The sequence below is a fragment of the Agathobaculum sp. LCP25S3_E8 genome (assembly GCF_052117165.1).
In the GTDB taxonomy this organism is placed as follows: domain Bacteria; phylum Bacillota; class Clostridia; order Oscillospirales; family Butyricicoccaceae; genus Agathobaculum.
The window spans coordinates 1-11,454 of the sequence record NZ_JBQKJR010000077.1; the positions used below are offsets into that span (position 1 = coordinate 1).

An 11,454-nucleotide genomic window follows, 5' to 3' on the forward strand; every position below is an offset into this window, starting at 1 on the left:
TTCCTTAAATTCTTTGCTGTAACGTTTCATTGCGATCCCCTCCGTCTCTGTTCGTTCAGTTTAACAGATTTTTGGGGAATTTGCGACTGCACTTACAGGGTACTACTCCAGTATATCCTGTTACTGACATAAAAAGAGAATCGCCAGGTTTCTGGCGATTCTCTTTTTATATGTCACCCATCCACATATATTGGGGCCAGTTCTATACCCCGGTTTGAACGCAGATTAACAACCGCGTCAGGCGGCAGGGCACAATCATATTCGGTGCGCAGATAGTGCAGTGGATTTTTCATGGAAGCAACTCTTTGCAGCTGGCATCAAACGCCTTCAAAAATGTCAGCAGCTCTTCTTGGGTGGTCAGATGGCTCAGGCTGATGCGCCAGGAGGACAGTGCATTCTTTCTGTCCCGGCTGACGGCAAGCACCGCCTCGGATGGTGTTCCCTCAGTGGAGCAGGCGGATTTGACAGATACGCACACGTCCCGCTGGGCCAGTGCCCGCTGAAACGTCGTCCCCTTCACTCCCGTGACACTGAGATTCAGAATGTGGGGGACGGCGTTTTCCGGACTGTTGATTTTCACCTGAGGGTATTTTGTCAATGCCGCTCTCAGCTGCTGATTCAGCTTGCGGACATGTTCTATCCGCCGGTTCTGGTTGGCCAGTGCCAGTTCCAGTGCTTTCTCCATCGACACCGCCAGTGCTAAAGCAGGAGTCCCGCTTCGGTAGATGGTGGTGCTGGTGCCGCCGTGAATCTGCGGTTCGATCACCAGATCCTTTCGCTTGAACAAAAGGCCGCTGCCATTGAGTCCATAGAACTTATGGGGCGCGATGCTCATGGTGTCCACACCCTCCAGCACCAGTTCCGTCTTCCCCACTGCCTGAGTAGCATCCACATGGAGGCGGCAGTTTGGGTAGCCCTTCAAGAGTTCCGCAATCTGCCGGATGGGCTGGACTGTCCCCAGTTCGCTGTCAACCGCACTGATAGAGACCAAAACACTATCCTTCCGCAGCAATTCCCGAAGATGTTTCAAGTCGATAGTGCCGTCCTGTTCGATATCCACCATATCGATTTCCCAGCCCTGCTGTTGGAGGACTGACAGCGTCCCTCTCACAGAGGAGTGCTCCAGCGCGGTGGAAATCATGTGCTTTCCCACATGACAACTGGCCTTGGCAATCCCCTTAAGGGCCAGGTTGTTGGACTCACTGGCTCCGGAGGTGTAGATAAGCTCAGCTGGACTGACACCCAGCAGCGCGGCGATGGAATCTGTCACGCGGGCCATCTCCGCCCTTGCCGCCTGTCCGGCGGGATGGATGGAGTTGGGATTACCAATATAGGTCTGCTCTGTGCGGAGAAATGTTTCCAGCACGGCAGGGTCCACCGGGGTGTTGGCGGAATAGTCCAAATAAATCATAGCTTACCTCCCCACCCTGACAGGTCTTTGACCACCTCGCCCACGCCTCCGATGCCGAATACCGCTTCCCTAACCTCATGGGGTTTGTCCATTCCGTCTTTGCCAAAGGGAAGCTGCGTTTTTGAAAAATGATTGAGCATTGTTTACGATTCCCCAATTCCGTAAATTTCCAGATATTCGAGTACCTGCTGGCCTCTGGCGGTCAGGGCCATGCTCCCCCGCACGGGATAGTCCTGATAGGCTTCGTAGTCAAAGCCTGACAACGGCAAGCCATAGTCCAGCCGAATCAGCCTTTTTTGCTGCAGTGCGATGATGATAAGGGACATCTCTTTCTCCGACTTCGTCCCATCCTCCAGATAGATAGGAACTTCCGAGTCCCACCGCCGTGCCACGGGGAGAAATGGGAGCTCCGCAAAGTGCAGGAGAAGGTCAAGCTCTCCCTGCGTCAGTTGCAATGCGCTGCCACAGCCAGCACACCCACCGCCGCAGCAGGCACCACAGTGGTCATGTCTACCGTCGCTTTGATATTGGTTCATAAGGCTACCTCCGCCTTTGGTTCATCCTTTGGAGCCGGTACCTGAGAGATGGTCCCGCCCCCCACTACGATGTCACCGTCGTATAAGACCACCGCCTGACCAACAGTCACCGCCCGCTGGAGAACATCGAACTCCAACCGGAGTCCGCACTCCCCCTCCGGGTAAGCGGTGGCCCACTGCTCGGTTTGGCGGTAGCGTGTCTTGGCCTTGACGCGCATCGGTCCCTCCAGTTTGGAGATGGATATCCAGTTCATATCCTCTGCCAGTAGGGAATCCACATACAGGGAGGATTCCGGACCCACGTATACCGTATTGGCAGCCACGTCTTTCCCGCAGACATAGACCGGCGCGCCCATAGCAAGTCCTAGTCCTTTGCGCTGACCCATGGTATACCGCACCGTCCCCCGGTGCTTGCCCACCACCGCGCCATGTTCGTTGACAAAATCCCCTTCTGGATAGTTCTTGCCGGTGTACTGCTCCATGAAATCTGCGTAGTCGCCATCCGGCACAAAGCAAATATCCTGACTGTCATGTTTGCGGGCGTTGGTGAAGTGCAGCTGTTCCGCCAGCTGGCGCACCTCACTCTTACTCTTTTCACCGAGGGGAAACTTAGTATGGGCCAACTGCTCCTGTGTGAGCATATATAACGCATAGCTTTGGTCCTTGCTGTCATCCAGAGCCTTCTTCAGCAGATACCTGCGGTTCGATGCGTCATATTCAATGCGAGCGTAGTGGCCTGTCACAAGGAAACTCAAGCCCTTTTGCCGGGCAAATTGCAAGAGCTTGGTGAACTTCATATATCGGTTGCAATCGATACATGGATTTGGAGTGCCACCTGCCTCGTAAACCCGAATAAATTTATCAATAATCTGCTTCTTGAAGTCTAGTGTGAAATCCAACACTTCAAATGGCATGTCCAGCTGAAAAGCTATCTCACTGGCATCATCGATATCCCGCTGGGAACAGCAGGTGTGGAACTGGCTCCGCCCCAGATCTTCATTGCGGTACAGCCGCATGGTAACCCCCTCGCAGCGGTACTGCTGTTCCAGCATCAGGTAGGCTGCCACCGAGCTGTCCACGCCACCGCTCATGGCGATCAGTGCGCTTTTATCATTTGTTTTTGACATAATCTCACCTTGCTATTTCTTAAATAATAGGCCGCTTGGTGTCCTGGCTGTCCTAATCAATGTCATTGCCCGTATTTGTAGCTCTGGCAGCACTTCCTATTCTCGCTCAACGATGCGCTTTTCCATTGCATACGCTCCCCCCTGATATTGCAGATCATCTGGATCACCTGCATCTGGTGGGTGATGAGCAGAATGGTAACGCCCATCTCCTGATTGATTCGCTTGAGCAAATGGAGGATGGATTCTGTCGTCTTGGGGTCCAGAGCGCTTGTGGCCTCATCGCATAATAGGATAGAGGGCTTTGTGGCCAGCGCACGGGCAATACCCACCCGCTGCTTTTGCCCCCCGGAGAGATGACTCACATAAGTGTCCCGTTTCTCATCCAGGTCCACAAATCGAAGGACTTCTTCCACACGACTGGCGATCGCCCTCTGATCGAGTCCTTCCAATATTAATGGGATGGCCACATTCTGAAAGACGGTTTTGGACTCCAGCAGATTGAATTGCTGAAACACCATTCCGATTTTGCGCCGTATCTGCCGTAGTTCCGCCTTTGAGCGTCCGTCAAGGCTTTGGCCGTCTACTGTAACAGTTCCGCTGTCCGGCGTCTCCAGTCTATTAACCATGCGGATTAGGGTGGATTTCCCTGCTCCGGAAAAGCCGATAATCCCATAGATATCGCCCTTTTCCACATGAACAGACACATTCTGCAACGCATCGACAATTCCACTGCGCCCAGAAAATCGTTTGCTGATATGTTCTAGTCGAATCACTGCTGTTTACCTCCTGTCAGCCACCACTTCGCATAGGCAGCATACAAACGCGCCCCAAGAACCAGCGCATCCTCATCCAAATCGAAACTGCCGTTGTGCAGGCTGTTCTGTGTTTCGGGCCGCAAGGGATTAGAGGTACCCAGATAGGCATAGCATCCGGGAACTTTCCTCAGGAATTCAGCAAAGTTATCGCCTCCCAACGAAAGGGGCCGATCTGTCACGATATGAATATTAGGGCCAAGGCCGGCCGCAACTTTGCCTACCTCCAGACTGGCCTGCGGATCGTTTATCAATGCGGAGGTGACATCCGTCCAAAACACCTGTGCTTTTGCACCGCTGAGGGCAGCCACATTCTGAGCGGTTTGATCGATCCAATCACGCACCTGCAGGCGCATCTCCTGCGAGATGGTGCGAGTGGTTCCTTCCAATTCGGCATCCTCCGCCACAGCGTTGTAAGTTGTTCCCGCGTGCAGCTTTCCTACACCCAGAATCACCGGCTCCACCGGCGAGGTTCGCCGGGTCACCAGCCCTTGAATGGCCACTACGATATGACTGGCGGCATACAAAGCGTCCGTGCCCTGTTGAGGGGTGGAGACATGAGCAGCCTTGCCATGAACCAGAATGCGAAATTGATCGACAGCAGCATTATTTAGGCCCGGCGTCACACCGATGGTTCCAAGGGGCAGATCCGGAGCGCTGTGCAGTCCAAATATGCGCTCCACGCCGTCCAGAACGCCAGCCTCCAAAAAGTCGGCCGCCCCCTTTCCGGTCTCCTCCGCCGGTTGAAAGATCAAGCGGATCTCTCCGCCAAAATGTGCGCGATTTGCAGACAGCAGCTTTGCCGCCCCCAGCAGACTTGCTGTGTGCGCATCATGTCCACAGGCGTGCATGACACCATCCGTTTGTGAACGATAGTCCACCGCATTGGTCTCTTGAATCGGCAATGCATCAATGTCCGCCCGCAACGCGATTACGCCATTCCCGCTCTGTTCTCCAAAAATCACTCCCAACACACCGGTAGCTCCGACGCGGGAATGGGGAATGCCGGCCAGATCCAGTTCCCGTTCTATCATTTCCGCCGTTTGAAACTCTTGCAAAGCCAATTCCGGATGGCGATGCAGCTCCCGGCGCAGGCGAATCAAATCATCCTTAGATATCTGATCATTGAATCCGCTCATTATTAATACCTTCTTTCTATGACTTTTTCCAGCCGCTCAAGGCAGAGTTATATTGCTGCCATTTGTACAGGTCGACAGTATCCACACCTGAAATGTTCACGAATCCATTTTACAGATCGTAGCGGCATAAGGATATCGCTCTAAAATATCAGCGGGGTGTCCATGTTCCATGGTACACCCCGCTGAATTGCGCAAAACCAAGACCTATCGTTTTCAGGACCGACAGGCGGATGCATGGATTATTTGATTATCCCAACAACACATCATCCAACAGATATTCATCATCGCTGTCATATCCTTTCTAAAAGTTTCGGCGCCCTTACGGCAAATCCTCAATCAACCGAATATCAACCGGTGCATGGGTCACAACGCCTATTCATCATGCACGTCCTAAATCATGGCATAGCCGTTAACAATTCCGAGAAAACGTGAAAAAGTCGCCTTGGGTTCTTCCACACGGCTCTGCGCCGCCTCTTTGGTGAGATAACGATACTATCCATTTGCCTCGTGATGGACAGGATAGTCTGGTTCCATTTTCAAAATCTTGTATTTCAGATTGGGCAGCGCATTCATTTTTTGCCGCATCAAACAGAAATGCAGCGACTACATCCTTCTGCGCATCGCTAGTTTCACCCGTGAAATCAAAGCGAACACGCAGCAAATATGGTACAATTTCTCTCTTCTCACTTTACAGCGGCAAAGCCATTTTCCAAGTCGGCGATGATATCGTCGATATGCTCGGTTCCGATGGAAAGACGGATGGTATTGGGCTGAATACCCTGATCCGCCAGCTCCTCGGGAGAAAGCTGAGAGTGCGTCGTCGTTGCCGGATGGATAACCAGGCTCTTCACGTCCGCGACGTTTGCCAGCAGAGAGAAAATTTGCAGGTTATCGATGAACTTGTGTGCCTCTGCCGTACCGCCCTTGATTTCAAAGGTGAAGATCGAACCGCCGCCGTTCGGAAAATACTTCTCGTACAGGTCGTGCTGCGGATGATCGGGCAGAGACGGGTGGTTAACGTGCTCCACCAGCGGATGCTTGATCAGATAATCAACAACCTTCTTTGTATTCTCCGCATGACGTTCGATGCGGAGCGACAGGGTTTCGACACCCTGAAGCAGCAGAAACGCATTGAAGGGCGAGATAGCGGCACCGGTATCACGCAGCAGAATAGCACGGATATAGGTGACAAACGCCGCTGGGCCGGCTGCCTGCGTGAAGGAAACGCCGTGATAACTCGGGTTCGGCTCACTGATTGGGGCATACTTGCCAGATGCCGCCCAATCGAATTTGCCAGAGTCCACGATAATGCCGCCCAGAGTGGTGCCATGGCCGCCGATGAACTTGGTGGCCGAATGCACAACAATGTCCGCGCCGTGCTCAATCGGACGGATGAGATAGGGTGTGCCAAAGGTGTTGTCAATAACGAGCGGCAGGCCGTGCTGATGCGCCAGCTTTGCCAGCGCATCAATATCCGGAATATCGCAGTTCGGATTGCCCAGAGTTTCCAGATAAATCGCCTTGGTATTGGGCTGAATGGCAGCTTCGACCTCTGTCAGGCTGTGCGCATCGACAAAGGTGGTCGTAATGCCGTACTGAGGCAGCGTATTCGCCAGCAGATTGTAGGTGCCGCCATAAATAGTCTTTTGCGCGACAATATGCTCACCCGCCTGTGCCAGCGCTTGAATGGTATAGGCAATCGCAGCGGCGCCCGACGCGGTTGCCAATGCTGCAACGCCACCCTCCAGCGCCGCAATGCGCTTTTCAAAAACATCCTGTGTAGAATTTGTCAGACGTCCATAGATATTGCCTGCATCCGCCAGGCTAAAACGATCGGCTGCGTGCTGACTGTCTCGGAATACATAGGATGCAGTCTGATAAATCGGTACCGCACGTGCGTCGGTTGCGGGATCGGGCTGTTCCTGACCAACATGAAGCTGAAGGGTCTCAAATTTATAGTTACTCATGGTATGTACCTCATTTCAATTTTTTCTTTTAATTTGGGCAAACAAAAAGCCCGGAAGCTAGCAATAGCTCCCGGACCGCAACATGGCAATACCCCTGAGTTAACAACAATAGAGGTGAATTGTGGGCGTAACAAATCGCCCGGCCATCTTGTCAGTCCGGGAGTACAGCATTCGTCCACAACGGAAGTTGCTCCGCAAAAGATTAAAGAAAATGCTCTGCATACCGAATCACCCCTTTCGCAATTACCTAGTTATTCTATTGGTTTACAGGTATTATAGCGTGCTGTGTTTCAAATGTCAACCCTTTTCAAAAACAAATGCCAATCGATTCTATAAGTTTTTTTACAAAAAAAGGTACCACAACATTCTTATATATTTGAAATAGGCTCCAATCCCCCCCTCTTTATTCTTTCTATTCATCGGCAGTTTCTCTATCGTGCTGGGATTGATAACACTCTCGGATAGCATCCTTGATGCTCTGGACAGAACACATATTCATTGCTTTCGCGGTAGTGAGGAGTAGTCTGTTCGCTGTCCATTGCGCCCAGAAAATCCCGCCGTTCCTCTTTTTTTGAGGAAAGACAGCTTATGAGCCGGGTTACGGGCAATACTCTTTTCATCGACCATATCCCACGGTTCGGGGATTCGCCCCGTCAGGCGGATATATCTCTGTACCTATTTACCACTTTCACCGGCTTTTTCTCCAACCGCATCAGACTTTTAACTTCCCGACAAGGCGGTACACCACACTGTCAAACACTGTAGACGTTCTCCATTACAGTCCCATCATTCAAGACTTTGAAAGGATGGTTTTTGAAAGGATACAGCTCAACCAGTGGAATTTCCTATATCTGCTCCCAACTTGGCATCCTTGCGGTCTTCTTCGATGGAAAACAAATCATCTACCAATGCCGACTCCTCTTTTTCGCGCTGCTTTTCAAGTTTCAACACCTTTTGTCAGTTTTTTATAACCATCGGACACCTTGCCATTGATGTCGTGAGCAAAGATACGCTTGCCCTAGACGCCGATTTCCTTTGCCTTGATAGCATAGGAAATCTCGGTGTAGACAAGGAACGCTTGCAGATACGCAGGACATCCCATTCCAGCTTGATCGGCTCGTCCATCAGGATATGAACTATCACGTCAGACCGAGCAAAGATCGCTTATCCTGCTGGTGATGATTTACGTTCTCAATGGCTTCACCTGATTTCTGGAAATGAGAAAAAGCCGCCACTTCAAAAATTGAAAGGGACGGCCTTTTCTTATTCCAGAATGAAATTCCCCGGAAACACAAAAAGCGCCCAGTAAGCATACTGAATGCTTGGCGATAAACTGATTTTCTTTTATTCAAATTAGGTCAAATTCAGACAAAGCGATTTTATGAGAAACGCATTTTGAGAGAGACAAAAAATGTTCTCTGGTTGTCCTATTTGGTAACCACTTGCCCCTCTTTTCACCCTCTTTTTGGCCGGTTATCCACTTGGTAACCACTAAAAATCAGGTGAAAACGGGTCTTGTTGCATCAAACTTCATCAAACCATATCAAAAGGAAAAGCCCGGAAAACCTTGATTTCCCGGACTTTTTGAGCAAATTTGATAAAGTTTAGCGCTTGGAGAACTGGGGCGCGCGACGGGCCGCTTTGAGACCGTACTTCTTGGGTTCTTACGCCCTCAAATCGTTGATATTACTGACTTTTTTGAGGATGATTTTCTGTGGTCACCCATGAGGCACCCATACAGGATCGGAAAAAAACCAACAGAATCTGAGCGAAATTCGAAGAAGCATCAGTTGGGGACGGCAAGTTGTCTAGAAATATCTGCAAGGATCTTTCTTTATAAATTTTGCTAATAGCAGTAAAGAAATAAGGAAGGAACGAAAGCTTCAAAAATAGGCCCGCCGCGGAATGCGGCGGGCCTTCATGGAAAAGGATATCAATAATTCTCTGCGTGGATCTCAAAGAAACTCTGAGGATAATCGCAGGCAGCGCAGATTTCGGGCGCACTGGTGCCAACCACGATATGGCCGCAGTTACGGCACTCCCACACCTTGACCTCGCTCTTGGAGAAGACTTCTGCCATCTCCACATTCTTCAGCAGAGCACGATAGCGCTCCTCGTGGTGCTTCTCAACAGCGGCGACCAGACGGAATCTGGCAGCCAGTTCGGGGAAGCCCTCGGCCTCAGCGGTCTTGGCAAAACCATCATACATGTCGGTCCACTCGTAATTTTCGCCCTCGGCAGCGTGGAGTAGATTCTGAGCGGTATCACCGATGCCGTTCAGTTCCTTGAACCACATCTGTGCGTGAGAACGCTCATTTTCAGCGGTCTTCAGGAATAGGTCTGCGATCTGCTCAAAACCGGCGTTCTTGGCAACAGAGGCATAGAAGGTGTACTTGTTGCGGGCCATAGACTCACCTGCAAAGGCAGCTTCCAGATTCTTCTCGGTCTCGGTACCTGCGTACTTGCTTGCGCCGGCCTTGGTCTCTTCAATCTTTTCAAATGCACTGGCAGGCTGCTTGCACAGTGGACATACGAAATCATCAGAGATAGGACCCTCGTGGATATAACCGCAGACTTTGCACTTCCATTTTTCCATTTTAGCAGTTCCTCCTTGTTTCAGATCGCTGCTGCGATCCTGATAGATCGTATGTAACATTTCTTCTGCCAATTCGCTCAATGGTTCTCCATAAAATTCCTTGTAAAGCTGCTGGATTTCAGGATTCTCATGGCTGGAACGCAGTTTCATTCCTGCATCACGCTGATACAAGCTGGCAATACGAGACTGGCGGCTTTCGTTGGCGTCTGCCATCAAATCACGGGGCTGACCGCCGCCGCCGATGCAGCCACCGGGACAGGTCATGACCTCAATAAAGTGGTACTCTTTTTCACCAGCCTTGATGCGCTCAATCATCTTCCGGGCGTTTGCAGTTCCGTAGACGACAGCCACATTGACGGTTATGCCGTTAATTTCCAGACTGGCTTCCCGCAGACCCTCGTAGCCGCGGACGGGTTGCAGATCCAGAAGGGTTTCAGGGGGCTGCTCCCCGGTGATATAGGCATAAGCGGTGCGCAGCGCAGCCTCCATCACGCCGCCGGTATTGCCGAAAATGACACCGGCGCCGGAAGCTTCGCCCATCAGGCGGTCGTAGGAACTGTCTTCCAAACATTCCAGATCGATACCGGCTTCCTTGGCCCACTTGGCAAGCTCACGGGTTGTGATAACGAAATCCATATCCCGCATTTCGGGAATGCCCAGCTTCTTGCCTGCTGCATTCATTTCCTCGCGTCGGATCTCAAACTTCTTGGCAGTGCAGGGGGTCAGAGCGACATTGACAATCTTAGTCGGATCGATGCCCATTTTCTGCGCAAAGTAGGTCTTGATAGTGGGGCCCTGCATACCGATAGGGCTCTTGGCAGTGGAGATATGGGGTAGCAGTTCAGGGTAATAAGTTTCTGCGAACTTAACCCAGGCGGGGCAGCAGCTGGTGAACTGAGGCAGCGGCTTATCCTGTTTGGTGATGCGGCGAATCAGCTCGCTAGCCTCCTCTACAATGGTCAGGTCGGCAGAGAAATTGGTATCCAGCACATAATCCACGCCCAGTGCACGCAACAAGGCTACCATCTTGCCCTCAACAAAGGAGCCCTTTTCCATGCCGAACTCCTCGCCCAGTGCCACACGCACGGAAGGAGAGGTGCTGACAATCACGATTTTTTCCGGATCCTTGATGGCAGACTGCACATCAGGATACTCATAAACTTCCGTGATGCTGGCCGTGGGACAAACATTGGAACACTGACCACAGTTGATGCAGATGGCTTTTCCGCCGGTCTGTGTCAGCGTATAGGTGCCATGAACACCAATATCATTGGTGCATACTTCACGGCACTGACCGCATTTGACACAAAGATTCTCCACACGAAGAATGCTGGGGTTGTCTGCCTCGATTGGAACGCGTACAGACAAGGGCAAATGCCGGAACATGAAAATTACCTCCTTTAAGTTACTTTTATAATTAAGATATTATACCATGACTCTTGTGCCTGTGTCAATGTAGTTGTGGTATACGATGCTTTTTGCGAAACAGATTGACGGTATCTGTTTTTGTCACCCATCCGGGCACCCATTTGGGTGTAGATATTTGGGGCTACCCCTATAAAACGGTTAGAAGCGGACAACATCTGCTAAAAACGGTTATTTTTCTGGAGTAGCTGAAAAAGAGAAAAAACCCTGCAACCATTGGCTTAACAGTGATAAGGAAGTAATTCTTATTTTTACTGTTGGCTGACAGATTCGGGTGTGCAGGGCAACCGTAAGGCTGCAAAAGCTGTCTGTTTCCAACAGAAACAGACAGCTCAGTCTGTCGAAAAAGTCCAGCAAAAGCTGGGCTTTTTCGTTTGAGCGCGGTAAAATAGGAATAGGTGGTGAGAGCAATGCTGGAACGAGGAAAAATGGATCGGGATG

The 11,454-nt window shown here is 51.1% G+C and carries 8 protein-coding genes and 1 pseudogene; all 9 read right to left on the reverse strand.

From position 1 onward, the window contains the following. Window positions 1–289 precede the first annotated feature (289 nt). A complete protein-coding gene (locus ACTQ34_RS16350) occupies window positions 290–1,411 on the reverse strand; it encodes a cysteine desulfurase family protein (protein ID WP_441364710.1) in 1,122 nt (373 codons plus the stop codon). A gap of 143 nt (window positions 1,412–1,554) precedes the next feature. Beyond that, a complete protein-coding gene (locus tag ACTQ34_RS16355; RefSeq protein ID WP_441364711.1) occupies window positions 1,555–1,947 on the reverse strand; it encodes a hypothetical protein in 393 nt (130 codons plus the stop codon). Beyond that, a complete protein-coding gene (gene mnmA, locus ACTQ34_RS16360; protein ID WP_441364712.1) occupies window positions 1,944–3,074 on the reverse strand; it encodes a tRNA 2-thiouridine(34) synthase MnmA in 1,131 nt (376 codons plus the stop codon). Before mnmA ends, ACTQ34_RS16355 begins: the two co-directional genes overlap by 4 nt. Before the next feature lie 62 nt (window positions 3,075–3,136). Then, window positions 3,137–3,847, reverse strand: coding sequence for a methionine ABC transporter ATP-binding protein (locus ACTQ34_RS16365; RefSeq protein WP_441364713.1), 711 nt, complete (start codon window positions 3,845–3,847; stop codon window positions 3,137–3,139). Continuing rightward, window positions 3,844–5,025: a M20 metallopeptidase family protein gene (locus ACTQ34_RS16370; protein ID WP_441364714.1), complete on the reverse strand. Its 1,182-nt coding sequence runs from the start codon at window positions 5,023–5,025 to the stop codon at window positions 3,844–3,846. Before ACTQ34_RS16370 ends, ACTQ34_RS16365 begins: the two co-directional genes overlap by 4 nt. A gap of 683 nt (window positions 5,026–5,708) precedes the next feature. Next, window positions 5,709–6,992 (reverse strand): O-acetylhomoserine aminocarboxypropyltransferase/cysteine synthase family protein, encoded by a 1,284-nt coding sequence (locus tag ACTQ34_RS16375; protein WP_441364715.1) that lies wholly within the window; start codon window positions 6,990–6,992, stop codon window positions 5,709–5,711. A 1,604-nt stretch (window positions 6,993–8,596) separates the two neighbouring features. Beyond that, window positions 8,597–8,656, reverse strand: a pseudogene (gene rpsI, locus ACTQ34_RS16380) (30S ribosomal protein S9); the annotation flags it as partial. A 269-nt stretch (window positions 8,657–8,925) separates the two neighbouring features. Beyond that, entirely contained in the window at window positions 8,926–10,974 is a 2,049-nt protein-coding gene (gene rbr, locus ACTQ34_RS16385; RefSeq protein WP_441364716.1) for a rubrerythrin, read from the reverse strand. Window positions 10,975–11,184: 210 nt separating this feature from the next. Further along, the coding region (locus ACTQ34_RS16390; protein WP_441364717.1) for a hypothetical protein at window positions 11,185–11,454 on the reverse strand (270 nt) is incomplete at its 5' end.